The organism is Achromobacter sp. 77 (assembly GCF_020541125.1).
GTDB lineage: Bacteria > Pseudomonadota > Gammaproteobacteria > Burkholderiales > Burkholderiaceae_B > Achromobacter > Achromobacter mucicolens.
Genome location: NZ_CP059848.1, coordinates 2,815,864 through 2,838,095, shown reverse-complemented (window position 1 = coordinate 2,838,095; position 22,232 = coordinate 2,815,864). Strand labels below are relative to the sequence as shown.

Here is a 22,232-nt window from a genome sequence, read left to right as displayed (position 1 = left end):
ATCCCTCGGACAACCTGCAAGCCCAACGGGCGTTCGCCCTTGACCTGCCGCACACGCTGCGGCGCGGCCCACGCCCGGCGCTTGCTCAAATCTGCTTAGCCAATCAATGTCAGTTCTTTCCAAGCTTCGCCGCGACTGGATGGCCAATCCGCGCGCGGACGTTCTGTCGGGGGTGCTCGTCGCCCTTGCCCTGATTCCAGAAGCCATCGGCTTTTCCATCATCGCCGGCGTCGACCCCAGCGTTGGCCTGTATGCCTCGTTTTCCATCGCGTTCATCATTGCGTTCATGGGCGGGCGGCCGGGCATGATCTCGGCCGCGACCGCCGCGGTCGCGGTCCTGGTCGCGCCGCTGGTGCGCGAGCACGGCGTCAGCTACCTGTTCGCCGCGACCGTGCTGATGGGCCTGCTGCAGATCGCCGCCGGATTCCTGCGGTTGGACCTGCTGATGCAGTATGTGTCGCGTTCGGTCGTGACCGGCTTCGTCAATGCGCTGGCCATCCTGATCTTCATGGCGCAGCTGCCGCAATTGATCGGGGTGACATGGGTCACGTATGCCATGGTGGCCGCCGCGCTTGCCATCATCTACCTGCTGCCCCGGCTCACCACGGCCATCCCATCGCCGCTGATCGCCATCATCGTCATGACGGCCGTCTCCATCCAGGCGGGCCTGGACGTCAATACGGTGGGCGACATGGGCGCGCTGCCCTCTGCCCTGCCGTCGTTCATGGTTCCCGATGTGCCCTTCACGCTGGAAACCCTGCGCATCATCCTGCCGTACTCGCTGACGATGGCCGCGGTGGGACTGCTGGAATCGATGATGACGGCGCAGATCGTGGACGACATGACCGACACCGCCAGCGACAAGCGCCGCGAATGCAAGGGCCAGGGCATTGCCAACCTGGTCACGGGCTTTTTGGGCGGCATGGGCGGCTGCGCCATGATCGGCCAGTCTGTCATCAACGTGCGCGCCGGCGGCCGCACGCGTCTTTCCACCTGCGTGGCGGGCGTCTTCCTCTTGTTCCTGATCGTGGCGCTGGGCCCCCTGGTGGCGCAGATCCCGATGCCGGCCCTGGTGGCCGTGATGATCATGGTGTCGATTGGCACCTTCAACTGGCGCTCCTTGCGCAACCTTGGTTCGCATCCCTGGCAGTCGTCGGTCGTCATGCTGGCGACGGTCGCCGTGGTGGTCTGGACGCACGACCTGGCACGCGGCGTGCTGGTGGGCGTGGTGCTGAGCGGTCTGTTCTTTGCCGGCAAGGTCAAGGGGCTGCTGCACGTGGCCACGTCGCTGTCCGAGGATGGGCGCATGCGTACCTACCGCTATTCGGGGCAGATCTTTTTCGCCTCGGCGTCGCGGTTCTCGGCGGCGGTCGACTTTCATGAAGCCGTGGAGCGCGTGGTGATCGATCTGACGGGCGCGCACTTCTGGGACATTTCGGCCGTCGGCGAACTGGACAAGGTGACGCTCAAGCTGCGCCGCGCGGGCCGTCAGGTCGAGGTCATGGGACTGAACGAGGCCAGCGCAACGCTGGTCGGGCGTTACGCCCAGCCCGGGGCGCAATCGGGCCACTAGCGCGCCGTCGCGGCCGATGCCTTCATGGCCTCGGCTGCGGATCAACACGTTTGGTTACTTCCCGGGCACGGCGCTTGCTCACTCTGCCAGATCGCATCTGCCGGAGTTTTCATGCCCGCTTCGCATTCCCTCGACGCCACGACGCTGACGGTGTTGACGGTCAACACCCATAAGGGCTTTACCAGTTTCAACCGCCGCTTCATGCTGCACGACCTGCGTGAAGCGCTGCGCACCGCCTCCCCGGACGTGGTCTTTCTGCAGGAAGTCCTGGGCGAACACCAGACGCACGCCGGGCGCCACGATGCCTGGCCGGCGCAGTCGCAGTATGAATTTCTTGCCGACACGTTGTGGACGGACTTCGCCTATGGCCGCAATGCGGTCTACCCCGAAGGACACCACGGCAACGCAATCCTGTCGCGCTACCCGATCGAAAGCCACGAGAACCACGACGTGAGCGTCGATGGCCATGAGGGACGGGGCCTGTTGCACTGCGTCTTGAGGCCCCCTTCCCTTGCCTCGCCCGTGCACGCCATCTGCGTGCATCTGGGGCTGCTCGAGCGCCACCGGGGCGAGCAATTGCTCCGGCTGTGCGAGCTGGTGTCGCACGGCGTGCCCGCCGACGAGCCGCTGCTGATCGCGGGCGACTTCAACGACTGGCGGCTGCGCGCGGACACCCTGATGCGCGATTGCGGCACGCAGGAGGTGTTCACGTCGCGTCTGGGACGGCCCGCGCGGACCTTCCCGGCGCGCTGGCCGTTGCTGCGGCTGGACCGCATCTATGTACGCAGTGTGCGCGACTGGAAGCCGGTGCCACTGGCATCGCGCGTCTGGTCGCGGCTTTCCGATCATGTGCCGATTTGTGCGGAGATTGCGCTATGAACCTGGGCTGGCGCGAAGACAACCGATATACCCTGCTGGAAAACGGCACGGAGTACTTTCCCGCCGTCGTCGAGGCCATCGACGCGGCCAAGAGCGAAGTGCTGGTGGAAACCTTCATCCTGTTCGACGACACCGTCGGCCGGGATATCCAGCAGGTCCTGATCCGCGCCGCAAAGCGCGGCGTCAGCGTGGACCTGCTGGTCGACGGCTACGGGTCCGACGAGCTGAGCGAGGAATTCATCGGTGCGATGACCGAAGCCGGCGTGCGCTTTCACGTGTTCGATCCCCGCCCGCGCTTTCTGGGCGTGCGCACGAATGTGTTCCGGCGCATGCACCGCAAGATCGTGGGCATCGACCGCGAGCGCGCGTTCATCGGCGGCATCAATTTTTCCGCAGACCATTTGCCCGACTATGGCCCCGAGGCGAAGCAGGACTACGCCGTGCTGGTCGAAGGGCCGCTGGCGGCCGACATCGCCGACTACGCTCGCGCGCAGCTGGGCACCGGCAAGCGGCGGCTGCGGCGCCGCCCCGCCCGGATGGACCCCCTGCCCGCCGGCGACGGCGGCGGGCGGCTGGTGGTGCGCGACAACATCAGCCATCGCAGCGACATCGAACGCTACTACCGGGCGGGGGTGCGCTCGGCGCGCTCCGACGTGCTGATCGCCAATGCCTACTTCTTTCCGGGCTACCACCTGCTGCGCGACCTGGTGAAGGCAGCCCGACGCGGTGTTCGCGTGCGGCTGCTGCTACAGGGCGAGCCGGACGTTCTGGTCGCCCGCCTGGCCGCGTCGATGCTGTACGACTACCTGATCGATTCGGGCGTGGAGATCCATGAGTACTGCAAGCAACCGTTGCACGGCAAGGTCGCGTGCGTGGACGATGACTGGTCGACGATTGGTTCGAGCAACCTGGATCCGCTGAGTCTGGCACTGAACCTGGAGGCCAACGTCGTGGTGCGGGATGCGTCGCTGAACGCAGCCCTGCGCAAGAGCCTTGACCGGCTGATTGCCGAGGACTGCCGGCCGGTCGAGATGGCCAAGAACTCGCGGCGCCGGTTGCGCCGCCTGTGGCTGGGCGTGGTGGTGTTCCACTTTCTGCGGCGGTTCCCCGCGTGGGCGGGCAGCTTGCCGGCCCATAAGCCGCGCCTGCAATCCATGACGGCAGATACCGGAAGGGAGACCGCATGAAGATCCTGCATTCGTCACCCATGCGGGCGTTGAGGCGCCGCTGGCCCCGTATCAAACGCGTGCTGCCCGTGCTGGTGCTGATCGTGGTCGCCGGGCTGCTGTACTACTTCGGCCGCTCCGTGGACTGGCCGCAGGTGTGGGTCGCCATGCGCAAGATTCCCGGCCAGACTATCGCCATCGCGGCTGGACTGGTGGTTGCGGGCTATCTTGCGTACGGCAGCCTGGACCTCCTGGGCAAGAAATACACGCGCCACCACCTTCCCGCGCCCAAGGCGTTGGGCGTGGCAATGCTGAGCTACGCGCTGAACCTGAACCTGGGCGTGCTGGTGGGCGGCCTGGGGGCACGGCTGCGGCTGTACACGCGGCTGGGCTGCCGCAAGTCTGTCGCGACCCGCGTCGCGTTGTTTGCGGCGGCATCGAACTGGATCGGCTATGCGTGGCTGGCGGGCATCGTATTCGCATTGGGCGTGGTGCCAGTGCCGGCGGGCTGGGAGATCGGCTCCGGCATGCTGCGCATCCTGGGACTTGCGCTGCTGTCGTTGGGCATTGCATACGTCGTGACGTGCGCGCGGGCCCGGCGCCGCAGCGTCACGTGGATGGGCCACCACATCGCGCTGCCGCGCGCCCGCATGGCCGTGGCGCAATGCGCCCTCGCGGCGCTGTCCTGGTCCCTGATGGGCGCCATCTGCTATGTGCTGCTGCAGGGCAAGGCAAGCTACCCGGCGGTGCTGGGCATCCTGCTCTGCACGAGCTTCGCGTCGGTCATCACCCGTGTGCCCGGCGGATTGGGCACCACCGAGGCCATCTTCGTGGCCGCGCTGGGATCCCAGATTCCGCCCACCGAAGTGCTGGGCGCGGCCCTGGCCTACCGCGCCGTCTATGCGTTGGCGCCGCTGTGCCTGGCGCTGATCGCGTATCCCCTGATCGAGCTGAAATTGGGCATGCGTCGGCGCAAGACGGACGCCGCTCCCCCTGGTCAAGCAAGCCGCGTGCAATGAGGACCGCCATGAGTAGACCCCGACCCGACTCCGCAGGAACCGTCGCCGCCTATCCGCGACGCGCGGCTGCGTCCGAACACGATATCGCCTCGCAGGAGGCGCTGGCGTTGCGCGTCGCCGCCCTGCTGGGACGGCGGTTCGCCCCGGACTTCCGGCCCACGCGCAATCGCGGCGAACCGCCGCCCTACTACGTACCGGATCGCAGCATCACCAGCCTGGCCCGCGCGGCAAAGCTGGGCATTACGCGCGCGGCCGACCTGTTCGGCGGCGTGACGCCGCATGCCTTCGTCGCCAGCAAATCCATCACCCATGGCGTCGTCGACGCCCAGGCGCGGGTGCCGCAGGGGTGGGCGCGATCCTTGGCCAGCGCGCTCGAAGAGGTCGTGCTTCGCGGCTTCACTGCCTTCACGCTGGAGGACGCCTACCGGGCCGGGGAACGGCTGCTGCAGGAAGGCGCATTCCGCGTCAAACCAGCCGACGCCACTGCGGGCCGCGGGCAGATCGTCGTGCGCAACGCGCAGGAATTGCGAGCCGCGTTGAGCGAACAGGACGCCGCATCCGTGCGCCGTCTGGGCCTTGTGCTGGAGGAGGACCTGGCGCAAATCGAGACCTACAGCGTGGGCTGGGTGCGCGTGGGCAAGCTGGAAGCGTCGTACGTGGGCACGCAGTGCCTGACGCCCGACAACAACGGCGTCTCGGTGTACGGCGGCTCGAATCTCACCGTTGCCCGCGGGGGCTTCGACGAGTTGCGGGCGCTGAACCTGACCGACGAAGAACGGCAGGCGGTGGACTTGAGCTGCCGCTATGACACGGCGGTCTCCACGGCCTATCCTGATTTCTTCGCGTCCCGGCGCAACTACGACGTGGGCGTGGGCCGCAACGCCCGAGGCGAACCCCGCGCCGGCGTGCTGGAGCAATCGTGGCGGGCGGGCGGCGCCAGCATTGCGGAACTGTCCGCACTGCAGGCGTTCATGCTGTCGCCATCGCTCAAGTCCGTGTCCGCCTTCACGCGCGAGCGCTATGGCACGGACGAGCCGCCGCCCACGTCCGAGCAATATGTGTATCGCGGCGAAGATTCCGCCGTCGGTATGATCACCAAATCCGGGGGCATTCTGGAGGACGACGATGGCCGCCTTTAGCGACCCAATCGAAATCGACGTGGCGGACCAGCAACTGGCCGGCACGTTTTTGACGCCCGAAAACAAGGTGCCGGGCGTGCTGTTCATTCACGGCTGGGGCGGCGACCAGAAGTTCGACCTGGCCCGCGCCAAGGGCATCGCCGCGCTGGGATGCGTGTGCCTGACGTTCGACCTGCGCGGCCATGCCGCCACCCAGGCCCAGCAGATGCAGGTGTCGCGCGACGACAACCTGCACGACGTCATGGCGGCCTACGACCGGCTTGCGGCCCATCCGTCATTGGACAGCGGCTCGGTGGCGGTGGTGGGCAGCAGCTACGGCGGCTACCTGGCCGCCATCCTGAGCGGGCTGCGCCGCGTGCGCTGGCTGGCCCTGCATGTGCCCGCGCTGTACCGCGACGACGAATGGATGCTGCCCAAGAACCAGCTCAACCGCGAGACGCTGCGGGCTTATCGCAACACCCATATCGAGCCCGAAAGCAACCGCGCGCTGGCGTCTTGCGCCAACTTCACCGGCGACGTGCTGATCGTGGAAGCCGAGCACGACGTGTACATTCCGCACTCGACGATCATGAACTACCGCTCGGCCTTCCGGCGGTCCCATTCGATGACGCACCGCATCCTGGATGGCGCGGACCACGCCCTCAGCGACAAGGCCTCGCAGCAGGCCTATACGTCGATCCTGGTGAACTGGGTGACCGAAATGGTCATGGGTGCGCGGGTCGGCCGGCCGCGTCCGCTGCCTTAGGCAGTTCTCCGGCGACGGCTCAGGGCTTGGTGGGGCTGAGCAGGTCCGACAACGCGTTGCCCAATTCCTTGACGGCGCCCGCGACCCCTTCCGCGGCGCCTTCGGCGCCCACCCCGATGGCGTGTCCGAAGCCTTGCGCGACCTGCGCCGCAAAGCCGCGCGTGACCGAGAACTTCGGATTATCCAGGCTCCCAGCCAACGCGAAGTCGAACCGGACGGTGCCGCTCTTGTCCTTCATGGCCGCCAGCACTGCCTTGCGCGGCAACGAAAACAGGCTGCCGTCGCCGCTGAACTTCAAATTGTGCAAGGCCACGGCGCCCGAGGCCTTCAGCTCATGGCGGGCAATCGACGTCTTCATGTCCAGGTCCATCGAACCGCCCGACAGCGAGCCGGCGCCGTTCTCGGCCAGATAAGGCGCGGCATGGCGCACGTCCATGTTGCGCGCCGCGACCGTGATGTCCGCATCCGTGCCGCCGATTACCACCTTGCCCCGCGCGCGCACCGTCGACTCGCCATTGCGGTTGTCCTCGACCTTGCCGGTGAATTCCATGTCGCTGGATGTGCCGTCGCCAGGAATGACCACCGGCTGCAGCCGCGCCTGCACGTCCTTGAAGGGAATGCGATGCGGCGGCTTGGAGACGGCGCCGTCCAGGTATTCCAGCCGGCCATCGCGCAGGATCAGCTCGGCGACGCGGATCGGCCCATTGCGCCGCGTCTTGCCATCCCCCACGCCGGCCCGCAGCGCCGCCTGCAGCGCGGGAGAGATCTGCATGTCGCCGTCGGGACTGCGCACGACGGCGAAATCGAACCCGTCGATGATGATGCGCTTGAACACGGCCTCGCGGCGCAGAAAGGCGGTCCACTCCGGCTCAAGTTCAACGCGCTGGGCGCGCGCGCCGGGCTGGCCGGATGCGCCGGGTACGGTAACGTCGGTCAGCACCACCTGCCGAAGGCCGACCTGCACATTGCCCACCTGGCTGCGGGGGCCCAGAATGCTGGCGATGCGCTGTTCGACCACGCGGGTGGCGGCCAGCGCCAGCACCGCGAGGACGGCTCCGATCAGAAGCAGTATCGCCAGGGCGGTGCCCCAGCCTGCCCGGCCACGCGCGTCGGCTGCGTTCGAACTCATCTTGGTTTCCGAAGTTGTACAAATCACCGGCGCCGCCGGCGCCACACCCCTTGCACCATAGCGAGGCGCGGCGGCCTGCGCAACCTAGAGCATCGTCCGGGATGCGCAATCATTCATCAATGCTCGAAAAGGATGAGACGGCGCCTGGCCTCGCCGTCTCGATGCTGGTCAAGCCAGCTCACGCCGCCAGGACAGCCGCCAGTAGCGTTCGGGACGGGATGGCAAAGCGCCAACCTGCCCCGCCAGCACCTCTGCCGCCAGGCTGTTGCGCGCGGCCAGGGCGCGCTGATGGGCACGCGTGGCGTCGCCCTCGGCGCCGGCGTCGAATGGCGAAGCCAGGATCCGATGGCGCAGCAGACTGGCAAGCCGCTCCTGGACCGCGCCCGGCTCGGCGTCCGCGACCTCTTCATAGGCGATCCACTCCACACGCAGAAACAGCGCCCGCGCGGTCAGGCATGCATCGGACACCAATAGCTGCGCCGTCCCGCACAGCCCCAGCGGCATCAGGATCACCCGTGGCCGCAGCGCGGACAGCGCCGATGCCAGGGCGCCCGTCAACCGCCCGGCCCTGCCGCTGTCCGGGTGCGGGTCTTCAACCAGATCCATTTGCACGCCGCGCACGCCCAGCAGCGACAGCGCCCGCGCGCTGCTGGCCTGGCGGGAAAGGACAGCGTCGCGGACGCTTGCAAGACGGTCGGCGCTGTCCTTGCTGCTGGCGCAACCGGACGGTAGCGGCAGGCCCGAATACACCGTGAGCACGGTGCTGTCCGGACGCGCCGCCAACAGGCCTGCACAGCCGCCGACGGCGTCGTTGAAGCAGGGAGAAACCGCAATCAGTCTGCCTTCCCGGAGCATGGCGTCCTCGTCGGTAGCGGCTTACCAATACGGGGGCTGGTTGTAATACTGATGAATTCCTCTGGCCCAGGTTTCGTCCGCCATGCTGGGCCAATTGTCCTTGTCGAACCCGTCGGCGTTCTTGAGCACCTCCTTGTCCACGTTCAGCACGAAGCACTTGCGGTCGGTATCCAGCGTCAGCGCGCTCCACGGAATGGCGTACAGCTTGTCGCCAATGCCCAGAATGCCGCCGCGCGACAGAACGGCATACGCGATGCGCCCGTGCGGCACGTCCAGCATGATTTCCTGGATGCTGCCCAGCGATTCGCCAGCCGGGTTGTAGACGTCGTTCCCTTCAAGGGTGCTGGCCGCCATGATCTGCGGACCGGGACCGCTGGGATCGTTTTTCGGACCGCCCACGATCTTGGTTTCGCTTTGCGCCTGGCCGGCGCCTGTCAACGGATGGTTCATGGTGAGTCTCCTTCAGTAAAGCGTCTTGCATGGCGAACGGTTCGGCATGCAGGTCATCCTCCAAGCAAGCCCTGTGCCACACCGCCGTGCCGCTTGGCGCCCCGGCCTTGCGCAGGTCCGGCCCGGGCAAGATGGCAGTTCTTACATGCGGCCCCACAAAAATGCCGGGGCCGGCCCTGCGTGTGCAGGATCGGCCCCGGCCGGCGCGCGGGTCGGGCAGCGCGAGTTGGCGTCAGCGCCGGTTACCGCGGTCCGACATCATGCAGATGCCGGCCAGCACGCCCAGCAGCACGGCGCCTGCGATGCTCTTCCAGGCGTTTTCATGCACGTATTCATCTGTGGCGTGCGACACCACGCGCGCCCGGTCCCAGGCCGCGCGCTCCCATCCGCGGGCCTGATCGCGTGCGGCGTCCAGCTGATGCTTGAGCTTGTCGCGGGCGGATTCGATCTCCGACCCGCTGTAGCTGGCGGTGCTTCGCAGCAAATCCTCGGTGCCTGATATCAGGTCGCGCATCGTCCGCGAAGACGAGTCCGAGGTGTGGAACATGTCGCGCAGCCTATCTCGTTTGTTCATGTGTACTCCTTTGAAAAGTGCGGATCGCTCCCCCCGCGGCACGACGCACGCGAGGCGCGGTCCGCAAGCCGCAAGCCGTGCGGGACCGGTCACAGCCGGTCGATGCCCGGCGTCTGCTGGGGGTCGACCCCCGGCATGGGATTGGGAATGCTGTCCGGAGGCCAGTGCCCCTTCTCATCCTTGCCCGCGCCGGGCGCGTCGGGCTGGGGTTGTTCGGGGGGCGCCTGATCCGGGGTCTTCTGTCCGCCCTGTCCGGGCGGTGGGGAACGCGTCCCCTCGGTGTTTGCCATGATGTGCTCCTGAAATGAAAAGACTGATGCAATCGACGGTCAACTTGCCCACCATTGCTTGATCGTCGCGCGCAGCGCCGCGCCGCCCGTGGCGGCATCTTCCTGGCGCAACGCCTTGAAATACGCACCGATCTGCTTGGCCGGGATGTGGGGCGGCAACGGCGGCATCTCGGGATCGGTCACCATCTCCAGCACGACAGGACGTCCCGCCGCCAAGGCGCGGTCCCACGCCGGCCCGACGTCGTCGGGACTGTCCACCCGGATACCCTCCAGGCCCAGCATCCGGCCGTATTCCGCGTAAGAAAACTTGGGCAACCACTGCGAGTCCGGAAAGCGCGGGTCCCCGCCCATCACGCGCTGTTCCCACGTCACCAGGTTCAAATCGCCGTTGTTCAGCACCATGACGATCAGGGTGGGATTGCTCCAGTCCTGCCACCGGTGGGCAATGGTGATGAGCTCGTTGATGCCCAGCATCTGCATCGCGCCGTCGCCCACCAGGGCGATGACAGGGCGATCCGGGTAGGCAAGCTTTGCCGCCACTGCATAGGGGACGCCGCAACCCATCGTGGCCAGCCCGCCCGACACCGAACCCATCATGCCGGCCTGAATGTCGACGTTGCGCGCATACCAGTTGGCGGCCGAGCCCGAGTCGCAGGCCAGGATGGTTCGCGCAGGCAAGCGCTTGGACAACTCCAGGAACGGGCGCTGAGGATTGATCGGCTTGGCATCGACCATCGCACGGGCATGCACCGTTTCGCGCCAGGTGGAAACCTGCTTCTCGATACGCTCGCGCCAGCGCCGCGTTTTCTTGGGTTCCAGCAGCGGTATCAACGCTTCCAGCGTCAAGCGGCTGTCGCCCACCAGCCCGATTTCCACGGGATAGCGCAGGCTGAGCTTGCGGCCGTCGCGGTCGATCTGCACGGCGCGCGCCTGGCCTTCCTGCGGCAGGAATTCCGCATACGGGAACGAGGTGCCCACCATCAGCAGCGTGTCGCACTCGTTCATCATGTCCCAGCTTGGCTGCGTGCCAAGCAGTCCGATGGCGCCCGTCACGTACGGCAGGCTGTCCGGCAGCACGGCCTTGCCCAGCAACGCTTTGGCCACGCCGGCGCCCAGCAGCTCGGCGACCTCGCTGACCTGTTCGCCCGCCTGCAGCGCGCCCGCGCCCACCAGGATTGCCACCTTCTCGCCGCGATTCAGGATGTCGGCGGCGTTGCGCAGCGCGTCCGGGCCGGGCACCGCGGCGTGGGAGGTTACGCCGATGCCAGTGTGCACCGTGCCGTGCTCACGGGGCGGCGCCGGCACGGCCGGCAAGTCCTGCACGTCGTTGGGGAAGATGACGCAGGTCACGCTGCGCCGCTCCAGAGCAATGCGCATGGCGCGGTCCACCATGTGGCGCGCCTGCTCCGCCGTCGTCGCCATCTGCACGTAATCGTGCGCGACGTCCTTGAACAGGCTGATCAAGTCCACTTCCTGCTGGTAGTCGCCGCCCAGCGCGCTGCGGGCCTGCTGGCCCACCAGCGCCACGACCGGCTGATGATCCAGCTTGGCGTCATACAGACCATTGAGCAAATGGATGGCGCCGGGCCCCGAGGTCGCCAGGCATACGCCGACCTGCCCCGTGAATTTGGCATGGGCGCACGCCATGAAAGCGGCGCTTTCTTCGTGGCGGGCCTGTATGAATTCCAGCGGCTCCTGCGTGCGGCCAAAGGCGCCGATGAGCCCGTTGATGCCGTCGCCGGGATACCCGTACACCTTGCGCACGCCCCACTGCGACAGCCGCTTCAACACGAAGTCCGACACTGTTTCCATACGTTTCTCCATGCGGTCGTCGTTGAAAGCGTCTTCTTGCAGCAACCGCCGTTCCCGCCCCGGATTGGAATTTGGGCGTAGGGACGCAGATAAAAATTACAAACCGGCCGTAGCGGGCGGCAGGCCTGCGTCGTCGCTCCATCGTTTGGATGACCCGCATTTGTGCTGCATTGCGCAATTTTTCTGGTGCCAGCGGGTTTGGGCACACGGCTTGCGTAAGGGAAGGCCTCGGCCTATCAACTGGAGCAAGCATGGCGAAGACAAGAACCCTGATTGTGGCGGGAGAAGCTTTTCCGCTGGCCAAAACGGGCGGACTGGGAGATGCCATTACCGGCATGGCCCGCGCGTTGATGGAGGCGCGAATGCCTCTGAGCGTGCTGCTGCCTGCCTATCGGGGCGTGCGCGCCAAGTTGAACCGCGTGCGCGAAGTGGCCACGCTGGAGGATCTGCCCGGCGGCCCGGCCGTCCTCCTGGAAGGCAAATGCCCGCAATCCGGCATCGACTATCTGGTGCTGGAGAACGATGCCCTGTACAACCGCGGCGGCCTCTACGCCGACGAGAACGGGCGCGAGCATCCCGACAACGGCTTGCGCTATGCAGCGCTTGCGCACGCCGCCGTGCGCGTGGCGGCGGGATTGCCGGGCGTTGCGCGCCCCACGCTGGTGCACGCGCACGACTGGCATGCCGGCCTGGTGCCGCTGCTGCTGCGCGCGGCCGGCCTGCCCGACGTGAAAAGCGTGATGACCATCCACAACCTGGCGTTCCAGGGGCTGTTCCCGATTGCATGCGCCGACGAATTTGGCGTACCCGAATGGGCCCGCACCGACGACGGCGCCCAGGCTTGGGGGCAGCTCAATTTCCTTAAGGCCGGGATCCGCTACGCGGACCGCGTCACCACGGTCAGCCACACCTACGCCCGCGAAATCATGACGCCGGAATTCGGTTGCGGCCTGGACGCGCTGCTGCGCAGCCGTGCGGACGACCTGCTGCCGATCCCGAACGGCATCGACGACGTGCTGTGGAACCCTGCCCACGATCCGTACCTGCGCAGCCATCGCTATTCGGTCCGAGACCTGACCAACAAGATTCACTGCAAGGCGGCGTTGCAGCGCGAGTTCGGCTTGCGCCCGGATCTGGGCGCGACGGTGATAGGGATGGGCAACCGCCTGACCGAACAGAAGATGGCGGACGTCGCGGTGCACGCGCTTCCCGAAGCGCTGGACCGTCATCCCAATCTGCAGATCGCCATTCTGGGTCAAGGCGATCACCGGCTGGAAGAAGCCTTGCAGGACATCGCGCGCCGCTATCCGGGACGCTGCGCCACCCATATCGGCTACGACGAGGGCATCGCCCACCGTCTGCACGCCGGCTCCGACATCCTGCTGCATGCCAGCCGCTTCGAGCCCTTTGGCCTGACGCCGCTGTATGCGATGCGCTACGGCACCCTGCCGATCGGCTCGCGGGTGGGCGGCATGGCCGATACGATCCAGGATCCGGGTCCGCGCGCCCCGCTGTCGGCCATGGCATCGGCCACCGGCCTGCTTTTTGAAGGCGACTCGCCGCAGGCCATGACCGCCGCGATCGACCGCGCCATCGACCTGCGCGGCCACGGCATTCTCTGGCGGCTGATGCAGCGCAACGCGATGAACAGCGATTTCGGTTGGCGCGCCGCGGTCAGCCTGTACGCCAGCCTGTACCGGTCGCTGGTGGAACCCGAGTATCGCGATGCAGCGCCCGCGTCGGCCGTGCAGCCCGCAGACGTTGCCGCCGTCAACCGCCGCCAGCCGCGAGCGGGCGGCGCACTGCCAGCCGCCATCTAAGGAGCCAGCCCGGTGCCCCCTTCCACCGCCCTCGCGCCGTCCAGCGCCCCGCTACGTCTTTATCACGCCCGCTCTGGCCTGCCGGAGGGCCAATCCGACCTCCAGGCGCTGTGCCAGCGCCTCGCGCAACGCGGGTTCAATGCCGTGCTGGCGCCGGCGCCGTGGTTGACCGGCCCAGAACCGGGCTCGCATGCCGCGCACGACGCGGACACCGCGCGGGTGGACGGCAAGGAGACGCCGATCACCCATTGGTACACCGAGGTCGCGGCGCAAATGGCGGCCCACGGGTTGTCGCTGTTCGTCGACGTGATCCTGGACCGCAGTGCGCGCCATGCCGTGGCGACCACCGCCGAACCCGGGTGGTACCGGTCGCTGCATGAAGAACCCGCCCGCGACCCGCGCCTGACGCCGGAGGAGCGCGGGGTGCTGCACTTGCCCGAAGGCCCCCTGCCCCCCGGTTTTCTGGCGGCGTGGACGGCGCGTCTGCTCGGCTGGACGCGCAGCGGGGTCAAGGGCCTTGTCTTCCAGGCGCCTCAGCGGCTGCCGGCAGAGGCTTGGCGAGAACTGGGGGCCGCGTTGCGCGCGCAGAATCCGGATGTGCGCCTGTTGGCCTGGACACCTGGCCTGTCGCCCGCCGACCTGGCGGCCCTGCGGGACGCGGCGTTCGACGCCGCGTTTTCTTCCCTGCCCTGGTGGGACTTCAAGTCGTCGTGGCTGGCGGAAGAGGACGCGCGCCTGCGCGCCATTGGCGAAGTCATTGCCGCGCCGCCGCAATCCGGCGCCCAGTCGCCGTCTGAGTACGGCCAAAGCGCGCTCTGGAGCGCGGCGGTGTCGGGCGATGGACTCATGCTGACGGACGAGGACGAACATCGCCTGCCGGACGTGCAAGCCGTGAACGCCTGGTTCGACGGCTCCCGCCTGAAGGGCCCGCTGTGCCTGCTGGGCGGCCGGGACGGCAGCTGCACCGTGATGCTGCGCGACGCGGGCGATGGCGCGACACTGGCGCTTGCCTTCAATCCGTCGCCCACGCAGCATGCGGGCGTGGATTGGGATGCCCTGGCGCCGATGTTGCCGCCGGCCGATCTCGTCCCCTTCACGCCGCCGGCGGGTTTGCAGAGGCAGGCGGACTCCCTGGCCGCGGGCGATTGCGCGCTGCTGATGTTCCAATCCACCCAGCCGGTTCGCGACGCCGTGCGTCACCACCGGACACGCGCCGACGACCTGGCCAACCAGCGCGTCGCGCTGGAGAACATCAGCCCTGCGGTCGACGGCGGCCTCTATCCGGTCAAGACCATCCCGCACGCGCGCATCGCCGTGCAGGCCGACATCTTCATGGACGGCCACGACCAACTCGCCGCCGAGGTGCGCTGGCGGGCCAAGGACGAGGCGCGCTGGCACACCGTGCCGATGACGCGCGGCCTGAACGACCGCTGGGAAGGCGCATTCCGCCCTCGGCGCATCGGGGCCCATGAATTCGTCGTGGCCGCCTGGTTCGACGCCTGGCATACGTTTACCCATGACATCGAGGTCAAGCACCAGGCGGGCCGCGATATCAGCCTGGAGATCCACGAAGGCCTCGCACTGCTGCGCGACGCCCTGGCGCGCGCCGACGCCGGCTCGCCCGCCGGCGCGGACGCCGAGCCCGTGCGCCGTGCGCTGGCGGCCTTCGCGGACGCCGACCTGACCCATCCGGTCCCCCCGACGCAAGCGCAGGTCGACGTGCTGCTGCACCCGGCGTTGGCGCACGCCATGCACGCGCTTGACGACCACCCGTTCGAAGCGGTCACCGCCACGGCCTACCCGGTCTGGGTGGACCGCAGCCAGGCCGTCCATTCGAGCTGGTATGAACTGTTCCCGCGGTCGCAGGCGGCCGAGCCCGGGCGCCACGGCACCTTCGACGACGTGGTCGCGCGGCTGCCGGACATCCGCGAGATGGGCTTTGACGTGCTGTACATGCCGCCCATCCACCCGATCGGCCAGCGCAACCGCAAAGGCCGCAATAACAGCCTGCGCGCCGAGCCCGGCGACGTGGGCAGTCCCTACGCCATCGGGGCGCAGAGCGGCGGCCACGACGCCATCGAGCCCGCGCTGGGCACCCTGTCCGACTTCCTGAACCTGGTGGATGCGGCCGCTCAGCATGGCATGGAGATTGCGCTGGATTTCGCCATCCAGTGTTCGCCGGATCATCCGTGGCTGACGCAGCATCCGGACTGGTTCTCGTGGCGGCCGGACGGATCGATGCGCTACGCCGAGAATCCGCCGAAAAAGTACGAGGACATCGTCAACGTGTCCTTCTACGGCGGCCAGAACCGCCGCGGCCGCAAGCTGGGCTTGTGGCGCGCGCTGCGCGACGTGGTGCTGTTCTGGGTGAACCACGGCGTGCGCATCTTTCGCGTGGACAATCCCCACACCAAGCCCCTGCCGTTCTGGCAGTGGCTGATCTGCGAAGTCCACGCGCAGCATCCGGACGTGATCTTCCTGTCCGAGGCCTTCACGCGCCCCAAGATGATGTACCGGCTGGCCAAGATCGGCTTCACGCAGTCATACACGTACTTCACGTGGCGCAACGAGCGGGCCGAGCTGGAAGCCTATCTGCAGGAGATTTCGTCGCCGCCGGCGGCCGACTTCTTCCGCCCGCACTTCTTTGTAAACACCCCGGACATCAACCCGTTCTTCCTGCAGACCTCGGGACGCCCGGGCTTTCTGATCCGCTCGGCGCTGGCCGCGCTGGGCTCGGGACTGTGGGGCGTGTACAGCGGGTTTGAACTCTGCGAAGGCGCGCCGCTGCCGGGCAAGGAAGAGTACCTGGACTCCGAGAAGTACGAACTGCGGCAGCGCGACTGGCACGCCCCGGGCAACATCCGGGCCGAGATCACGCGTCTGAACCAGATCCGGCGCGCCAACCCCGCATTGCAGACGCATCGCGGCCTGACGCTGGCCGCCAGCAGTAACAACCGGGTGCTGGCTTTTTACAAGTCCACGCCAGGCCATGGCAACGTGGTGCTGGTCGTCATCAGCCTGGATCCGTTCCAGGCGCAGGAGACGCGCGTCGAGGCGCCGTTCTGGCTGTTCGGCGAATCGGACGCCGGTCAGCTGTCCGCCGAAGACCTGCTGACCGAAACCCGCGAGACCTGGCATCAGAAGCACCGCAGCCTGACGCTGACCCCCGACCAACCCTATCGCGTGTGGCGGCTTTCGCTGCATGGATGAAGCCCGCGCCCAACGCCATGATGAGTAAAGCCCAACCCATTCACGATGATCCCCTCTGGTACAAGGACGCCGTCATTTACCAGCTTCACGTCAAGTCGTTCTTCGACTCGAACGGCGACGGCGTTGGCGACCTGCCCGGCCTGATTTCCAAGCTGGACTACATCGCCAGCCTGGGCGTGAACACCATCTGGCTGCTGCCCTTCTACCCGTCTCCCCGACGCGACGACGGCTACGACATCGCGGACTACCGCGGCGTGCACGCGGACTACGGCACCATCGCCGACGTGCGCAAGCTGATCCGGGCCGCGCATGCCCGGGGCTTGCGCATCATCACCGAACTGGTGGTCAACCACACGTCGGACCAGCACCCGTGGTTCCAGCGCGCCCGCGCGGCCAAGCCCGGATCGGCGGCGCGCAATTTCTATGTCTGGTCCGACAACGACAAGGCGTACGCCGGCACGCGCATCATCTTCTGCGATACCGAAAAGTCGAACTGGACCTGGGATCCGGTGGCCAACGCGTACTTCTGGCACCGCTTCTATTCGCACCAGCCCGATCTGAACTACGACAACCCGCAGGTGCTCAAGGAAGTGTTGTCCGTCATGCGCTATTGGCTGGACATGGGCGTGGACGGGCTGCGCCTGGACGCGGTGCCCTACCTGGTCGAGCGCGAAGGCACCAACAACGAGAATCTGCCCGAGACGCATGAGGTGCTCAAGCAGATCCGCGCAGTGATCGAGGCCGAGTACCCCGGTCGCCTGCTGCTGGCCGAAGCCAACCAATGGCCCGAGGACGCGCAGGAGTATTTCGGCGCGGGCGACGAATGCCACATGTCCTTTCACTTCCCGCTGATGCCGCGGATGTACATGGCCATCGCGCAGGAAGACCGCTTTCCGATCACCGACATCATCCGCCAAACGCCCGATATTCCGCCGACCTGCCAGTGGGCCATCTTCCTGCGCAATCACGACGAGCTGACGCTGGAGATGGTGACGAGCCGCGAGCGCGACTACTTATGGAACGTCTACGCGTCCGAGCCGCGCGCCCGCATCAACCTGGGCATCCGCCGCCGGCTGGCGCCGCTGCTTGAGCGTGACCGCCGCCGCGTCGAGTTGATGAACAGCCTGCTGCTGTCGATGCCGGGCACACCGGTGCTGTACTACGGCGACGAACTGGGCATGGGCGACAACGTCCACCTGGGCGACCGCGACGGGGTGCGCACGCCGATGCAGTGGTCGCCCGACCGCAATGGCGGCTTTTCGCGCGCCGATCCCGAACGGCTGCCATTGCCCGTGCTGATGGGCCCGCTGTACGGCTACGAGGCCGTCAACGTCGAGGCGCAGCAGCGCGACCCGCATTCGCTGCTGAACTGGACGCGGCGGCTCCTGGCCCAGCGCGGGCAGAGCCACGCCTTCGGCCGCGGCACGTTGCGCTTCATCTACGCCGGCAACCGCAAGATCCTGGCCTACCTGCGTCAGTGGGAAGACACGACGATCCTGTGCGTGGCGAACCTGTCGAATGCGGCTCAACCGGTCGAGCTGCACATGCAGGAGTTCTCGGGCCGGGTGCCGGTGGAAATGCTGGGCGGCACGCCCTTCCCCGCGATCGGCGAACTGCCCTATCTGCTGACGTTGCCGCCCTACGGCTTTTACTGGATGGACCTGAGTCAGGACGCCGCGCCGCCCGGATGGCACGCGACGGCGCCCGCCCAGATGCCCGAACTGATTACCCTGGTGCTCAAGAACCGGGGCGGCGCGGCGCTGACCGACGCGTCCCGCGCCACGCTGGAGCGCGAGATCCTGCCGCAGTATCTGGCGCGCCAGCGCTGGTATCCGGGGTCGGAGGCGCCGGCCCGCGCACGTCTGGCCTACGCCACGCCGTTCGCCTCGGCCGACGGGGAATTCTATTGGGCCGAGATCGAGCCGGAGGACGGTACGACGGGCATGCGCGCGCAAGCGCCCTTTGTCCTGGTCTGGGACGAGACCGCCGTCATCCAGTACGCCATTGCCCGCGTGCGCCGCGGCGCCGAAGTGGGCGTCCTGGCCGACGCCTTCCTGCAGCCGGGCTTCGTGCGCAGCACGCTGCGCGCGATGCAGGCGAGCGCGGAACTTGACGGACGCAGCGGCGGCAAGCCGGGCGACAAGCCGGGCGTGATCCGCTTTCTGCCCGAGGCGGGGCTGGCCAACATGGATTTCGACGGCGACCTCGACATGCACTGGCTGTCGGGCGAACAGTCCAACAGCTCGGTCATCGTCGGTAATGCCGTCATCCTGAAGCTGATCCGCAGCGTGCAGCCGGGCCTGTCGCCCGAAGCCGAGATGACCCGCTACCTGACACGGGCCGGCTACGGGAACATTCCACCGCTGCTGGGCGAGGTGCAGCGCGTCGACGCCGAGGGCGTCGTGCACACGCTGGCGGTCGCGCACGGCTACGTCTCCAATGAGGGCGATGCCTGGAGCTGGACGCTGGACTACCTGAAGCGCACGCTGGCCAACGCCCTGCTGGTTGGCAGCTCGCCCGAGGAGTTCGAGGAAACCCTGGAAGGCTACGCCGTCATGGCCGGCACCATCGGGGAACGGCTGGGCCAGATGCACACGCTGCTGGCCGCGCCAACCGACGATGCGGACTTCCAGTCGCGAGCCGCCAGCCAGACGGATGCGGACAAGCGGGCCGAGCAGGTGCTCGCGCTGCTGGACCGCGCCGAAAAAAACCTGCGCGCGACGCTGGACAAGCTTGAAGAGCCGTCGCATGCCTGCGCGGAGTGGTTCTTCGAGCATCACGAGCGCCTGGCCAAGCGCGTCACCGAGATGGCGCAGGCCGAGGTGGGCGCGCCGTGGCTGCGCATACACGGCGACTTCCACCTGGGCCAGGTGCTGGTTGCGCAGACCGACGCCTACCTGATCGATTTCGAAGGTGAGCCGATCAGCAGCCTGGAAGTGCGGCGATCGCTCGCTTCTCCGTACAAGGACGTGGCCGGCATGTTGCGCTCGTTTGACTATGCAGCGGCGTCGATTGCGCGGACCGACCTGATCGGCGGCGCGCATCTGGACGCCAATGCGGGTGCGGACGACGTGCCCGCGCCGCCCGTCGCGCCGGCGGAACAGCGCGACGCCCTGCTGGCGCGTTTCCGCCAGCGGGCCTCGGACGCGTTCCTGCAGGGGTACACCGGCGTGCGCGGCGGCGACCTGGCCGCCACGGGGGATCGCGAGGATACGCTGCTGATCCTGGCGCAACTGGAGAAAGCCGCCTACGAGGTCAGCTATGAAGCGGCCCACCGGCCCGATTGGATTTCGATTCCCCTGTGCGCCCTGACCGAACTGGCGCGCGGCGTCCTGCTGTCGGCCGCCATCGATGCCGAAGGAAAAACGTCATGACCGCAGGCTTTGCCTCTCCCGCCGCTGCCACCGACGGCCACATCGACGCGCAGGAGGTGACCGCGCTGGCCCATGGGCTGCACGACAACCCTTTCGGGGTGCTGGGACCGCACGACGGCTGGGTACGCGTCTTCGTTCCCGGGGCCTCGGCCGTGGCGGTCCTGGATCAGGATGGCGATCGCACGCCCCTGGAGGAACAGGCGCAGGGACTCTACGTCGGCCGCGTGACGTACGCGCAGGCCGGCGACGGGGCGTCCTACCGCCTGGCGATCCGCTGGCCCGCGGCCGAACAGGTCACCGCCGATCCGTATGCCTTCGGCGCCCTGCTGGATGACGCCACGCTGCAACGCCTGGCCCAAGGCGCGTGGCGCGAGGCCGGCGAGGCCCTGGGCGCGCACCTGGTTGAAGTGGACGGCGTCAGCGGCCTGCGCTGCGCAGTCTGGGCGCCCAACGCCCGGCGGGTTGCGGTGGCGGGCGATTTCAATGGCTGGGATGCGCGCCGCCACGGCATGCGTCTGCGCCACGCTGCCGGGGTGTGGGAAATCTTCATCCCCGGCGTACGCCCTGGCGACCGCTACAAGTTCGCCATCACCGACCGCAGCGGCAATCAATTCTTGAAGGCCGATCCGATGGCGCGCCGCAGCGAGATGGCGCCCGCCACGGCCTCGATCGTGGACGACCCCGCGCCCTACGCCTGGTCCGACGACGACTGGATGCAGGCGCGCGGGGCGCGCCAGTCTCCCGGCGCGCCCGTGTCGATCTACGAGGTCCACGCCGGATCGTGGAGCAGTGTCGAAGCGGGCCCCTGCGCCTGGGACCAGATGGCCGACAAGCTGCCGGGCTATGCGCGCGCCATGGGCTTCACGCATCTGGAACTGATGCCGATCATGGAGCATCCGTTCGGCGGCTCGTGGGGCTACCAGCCGCTGGGCATGTTCGCGCCCACGGCGCGCTACGGGCCACCGGAGGCCTTCGCCCGCTTTGTCGACCGCTGCCACGCCGCCGGCATCGGCGTCATCCTGGATTGGGTGCCCGCGCACTTTCCCGACGACGCGCATGGCCTGGCCACCTTCGACGGGACCTCGCTGTACGAATACGAAGATCCGCGCGAGGGCTATCACCCCGATTGGCACACCATGGTCTACAACCTGGGGCGCAACGAGGTGAAGGCGTTCATGATCGCCAGCGCCATGCACTGGCTGCGGCGCTTTCACATCGACGGGTTGCGTGTGGATGCGGTGGCGTCGATGCTTTACCGCGACTACAGCCGCCGGCCCGGCGAATGGATTCCCAACCGCTATGGCGGCCGCGAGAATCTGGAGGCGGTCCAGTTTCTGCAGGAGCTGAACGACACCGTGCGCCACGAGGTGCCGGACGCCATCATGGTTGCCGAAGAGTCCACCGCGTGGCCGGGCGTGACCGCGCCCGTGTCCGAAGGCGGTCTAGGATTCCACTACAAATGGAACATGGGCTGGATGCACGACACTCTGCGCTATCTGGCGCAGGATCCGATCCATCGCCGCTACCACCACCACGACATCACGTTCGGCATGGTGTACGCGTACAGCGAGCGCTTCATCCTGCCGCTGTCGCACGACGAGGTGGTGCACGGCAAGGGGTCGCTGCTGGGCAAGATGCCCGGCGACAAGCAGGCGCGGCTGGCCAACCTGCGCGCGTACTTCGGCTTCATGTGGGCGCATCCCGGCAAAAAGCTGCTGTTCATGGGCGGCGAGCTGGCCCAGCCCACCGAATGGAACCACGACGCCACGCTGAACTGGAACCTGCTGGACGACGCGGGACATCTGGGCATGCAGCGCCTGGTGGCCGACCTGAACCGCCTGTATCGCGACCTCCCGGCCCTCCATGCGCGAGACGCGGACCCCTCGGGGTTCGCGTGGACGATCATGGACGACCAGGACAACAGCGTCGTCGCCTTCATCCGCACCGATGGCCAGCAGCACGTGCTGGCCGTGTCGAATTTCACGCCGGTCACCCGGCACGATTACCGCATCGGGGTTCCTCGGGCCGGCCGCTGGGCTGAACTGCTGAACACCGACGCGTCCCAGTACGGCGGGTCCGGCCAGGGCAACCAGGGCGGGGCCAACACCGGCGACATGGCTGCCCACGGGCAGCCGCAGGCCCTGTCGCTCACCCTGCCGCCCCTCTCGACTCTCTTCCTGATGCACGAAGGCTGAAT

At 67.5% G+C, this 22,232-nt stretch carries 16 protein-coding genes and 1 other annotated feature (1 of these 17 running past the window's edge); of the genes, 10 read left to right on the top strand and 6 right to left on the bottom strand.

Annotation, left to right across the window (positions count from 1 at the left end):
• Positions 1-15: a sequence feature (sul1 is cis-regulatory element that is thought to sense ions involved in sulfur or methionine metabolism; They are found in Alphaproteobacteria), on the top strand (it extends 38 nt beyond the left edge of the window).
• A gap of 91 nt (positions 16-106) precedes the next feature.
• The 6 genes from H4P35_RS13115 to H4P35_RS13090 all read left to right on the top strand — a co-directional run bounded on the left by H4P35_RS13115 (position 107) and on the right by H4P35_RS13090 (position 6,521).
• On the top strand, positions 107-1,573 hold the full coding sequence (locus H4P35_RS13115) for a SulP family inorganic anion transporter (protein WP_180099486.1): 1,467 nt from the start codon (positions 107-109) through the stop codon (positions 1,571-1,573).
• A gap of 111 nt (positions 1,574-1,684) precedes the next feature.
• The gene (locus tag H4P35_RS13110) at positions 1,685-2,452 is read left to right on the top strand and encodes an endonuclease/exonuclease/phosphatase family protein (RefSeq protein WP_226849345.1); all 768 of its coding nucleotides are present in this window, start codon (positions 1,685-1,687) and stop codon (positions 2,450-2,452) included.
• A complete protein-coding gene (gene clsB, locus H4P35_RS13105) occupies positions 2,449-3,639 on the top strand; it encodes a cardiolipin synthase ClsB (protein WP_226849343.1) in 1,191 nt (396 codons plus the stop codon). The genes H4P35_RS13110 and clsB overlap by 4 nt, the downstream gene beginning before the upstream one ends.
• Positions 3,636-4,637, top strand: coding sequence for a lysylphosphatidylglycerol synthase domain-containing protein (locus H4P35_RS13100; protein WP_226849341.1), 1,002 nt, complete (start codon positions 3,636-3,638; stop codon positions 4,635-4,637). Before clsB ends, H4P35_RS13100 begins: the two co-directional genes overlap by 4 nt.
• An 8-nt stretch (positions 4,638-4,645) precedes the next feature.
• On the top strand, positions 4,646-5,776 hold the full coding sequence (locus H4P35_RS13095) for a DUF3182 family protein (RefSeq protein WP_226849340.1): 1,131 nt from the start codon (positions 4,646-4,648) through the stop codon (positions 5,774-5,776).
• On the top strand, positions 5,763-6,521 hold the full coding sequence (locus H4P35_RS13090) for a S9 family peptidase (RefSeq protein ID WP_152384426.1): 759 nt from the start codon (positions 5,763-5,765) through the stop codon (positions 6,519-6,521). Before H4P35_RS13095 ends, H4P35_RS13090 begins: the two co-directional genes overlap by 14 nt.
• Positions 6,522-6,540: 19 nt before the next feature.
• Here the strand turns inward: H4P35_RS13090 and H4P35_RS13085 are convergent, their stop codons facing one another.
• From H4P35_RS13085 to H4P35_RS13060, 6 genes are all read right to left on the bottom strand, one after another.
• Entirely contained in the window at positions 6,541-7,650 is a 1,110-nt protein-coding gene (locus H4P35_RS13085; RefSeq protein ID WP_226849339.1) for a DUF748 domain-containing protein, read from the bottom strand.
• 168 nt (positions 7,651-7,818) lie between these two features.
• Positions 7,819-8,505 (bottom strand): PIG-L family deacetylase, encoded by a 687-nt coding sequence (locus H4P35_RS13080; protein WP_226849338.1) that lies wholly within the window; start codon positions 8,503-8,505, stop codon positions 7,819-7,821.
• Between the two features lie 21 nt (positions 8,506-8,526).
• Positions 8,527-8,955 carry a PRC-barrel domain-containing protein gene (locus H4P35_RS13075; protein WP_152384423.1) on the bottom strand — a complete coding sequence of 143 codons (429 nt, stop codon included), beginning with the start codon at positions 8,953-8,955 and terminating at the stop codon, positions 8,527-8,529.
• Between the two features lie 232 nt (positions 8,956-9,187).
• Complete coding sequence (locus H4P35_RS13070; RefSeq protein WP_056317742.1) at positions 9,188-9,529, bottom strand: YqjD family protein; 342 nt, start codon at positions 9,527-9,529, stop codon at positions 9,188-9,190.
• A gap of 89 nt (positions 9,530-9,618) precedes the next feature.
• Positions 9,619-9,819 carry a hypothetical protein gene (locus H4P35_RS13065; RefSeq protein WP_226849337.1) on the bottom strand — a complete coding sequence of 67 codons (201 nt, stop codon included), beginning with the start codon at positions 9,817-9,819 and terminating at the stop codon, positions 9,619-9,621.
• Positions 9,820-9,858: 39 nt separating this feature from the next.
• The gene (locus tag H4P35_RS13060; RefSeq protein WP_226849336.1) at positions 9,859-11,631 is read right to left on the bottom strand and encodes a thiamine pyrophosphate-requiring protein; all 1,773 of its coding nucleotides are present in this window, start codon (positions 11,629-11,631) and stop codon (positions 9,859-9,861) included.
• Between the two features lie 251 nt (positions 11,632-11,882).
• Here H4P35_RS13060 and glgA point away from each other — a divergent pair, with 251 nt between their 5' ends.
• From glgA to glgB, 4 genes are read left to right on the top strand one after another with little or no spacing between them, the layout of a single operon-like run.
• A complete protein-coding gene (gene glgA / locus H4P35_RS13055) occupies positions 11,883-13,451 on the top strand; it encodes a glycogen synthase GlgA (protein WP_226849334.1) in 1,569 nt (522 codons plus the stop codon).
• 12 nt (positions 13,452-13,463) lie between these two features.
• Entirely contained in the window at positions 13,464-16,661 is a 3,198-nt protein-coding gene (locus H4P35_RS13050; RefSeq protein ID WP_226849332.1) for an alpha-1,4-glucan--maltose-1-phosphate maltosyltransferase, read from the top strand.
• Complete coding sequence (gene treS, locus H4P35_RS13045) at positions 16,658-20,035, top strand: maltose alpha-D-glucosyltransferase (RefSeq protein ID WP_370638968.1); 3,378 nt, start codon at positions 16,658-16,660, stop codon at positions 20,033-20,035. The genes H4P35_RS13050 and treS overlap by 4 nt, the downstream gene beginning before the upstream one ends.
• Positions 20,032-22,230, top strand: a complete 2,199-nt coding sequence (gene glgB, locus H4P35_RS13040; RefSeq protein WP_226849324.1) for a 1,4-alpha-glucan branching protein GlgB — start codon at positions 20,032-20,034, stop codon at positions 22,228-22,230. Before treS ends, glgB begins: the two co-directional genes overlap by 4 nt.
• Positions 22,231-22,232: the final 2 nt, after the last annotated feature.

Excerpts from the sequence above, each read along its gene's own strand:
- H4P35_RS13115 (WP_180099486.1), top strand. The coding sequence starts at position 107 with ATGTCAGTTCTTTCCAAGCTTCGCCGCGACTGGATGGCCAATCCGCGC.
- H4P35_RS13110 (WP_226849345.1), top strand. The coding sequence starts at position 1,685 with ATGCCCGCTTCGCATTCCCTCGACGCCACGACGCTGACGGTGTTGACG.
- clsB (WP_226849343.1), top strand. The coding sequence starts at position 2,449 with ATGAACCTGGGCTGGCGCGAAGACAACCGATATACCCTGCTGGAAAAC.
- H4P35_RS13100 (WP_226849341.1), top strand. The coding sequence starts at position 3,636 with ATGAAGATCCTGCATTCGTCACCCATGCGGGCGTTGAGGCGCCGCTGG.
- H4P35_RS13095 (WP_226849340.1), top strand. The coding sequence starts at position 4,646 with ATGAGTAGACCCCGACCCGACTCCGCAGGAACCGTCGCCGCCTATCCG.
- H4P35_RS13090 (WP_152384426.1), top strand. The coding sequence starts at position 5,763 with ATGGCCGCCTTTAGCGACCCAATCGAAATCGACGTGGCGGACCAGCAA.
- H4P35_RS13085 (WP_226849339.1), bottom strand. The coding sequence starts at position 7,650 with ATGAGTTCGAACGCAGCCGACGCGCGTGGCCGGGCAGGCTGGGGCACC.
- H4P35_RS13080 (WP_226849338.1), bottom strand. The coding sequence starts at position 8,505 with ATGCTCCGGGAAGGCAGACTGATTGCGGTTTCTCCCTGCTTCAACGAC.
- H4P35_RS13075 (WP_152384423.1), bottom strand. The coding sequence starts at position 8,955 with ATGAACCATCCGTTGACAGGCGCCGGCCAGGCGCAAAGCGAAACCAAG.
- H4P35_RS13070 (WP_056317742.1), bottom strand. The coding sequence starts at position 9,529 with ATGAACAAACGAGATAGGCTGCGCGACATGTTCCACACCTCGGACTCG.
- H4P35_RS13065 (WP_226849337.1), bottom strand. The coding sequence starts at position 9,819 with ATGGCAAACACCGAGGGGACGCGTTCCCCACCGCCCGGACAGGGCGGA.
- H4P35_RS13060 (WP_226849336.1), bottom strand. The coding sequence starts at position 11,631 with ATGGAAACAGTGTCGGACTTCGTGTTGAAGCGGCTGTCGCAGTGGGGC.
- glgA (WP_226849334.1), top strand. The coding sequence starts at position 11,883 with ATGGCGAAGACAAGAACCCTGATTGTGGCGGGAGAAGCTTTTCCGCTG.
- treS (WP_370638968.1), top strand. The coding sequence starts at position 16,658 with ATGAAGCCCGCGCCCAACGCCATGATGAGTAAAGCCCAACCCATTCAC.
- glgB (WP_226849324.1), top strand. The coding sequence starts at position 20,032 with ATGACCGCAGGCTTTGCCTCTCCCGCCGCTGCCACCGACGGCCACATC.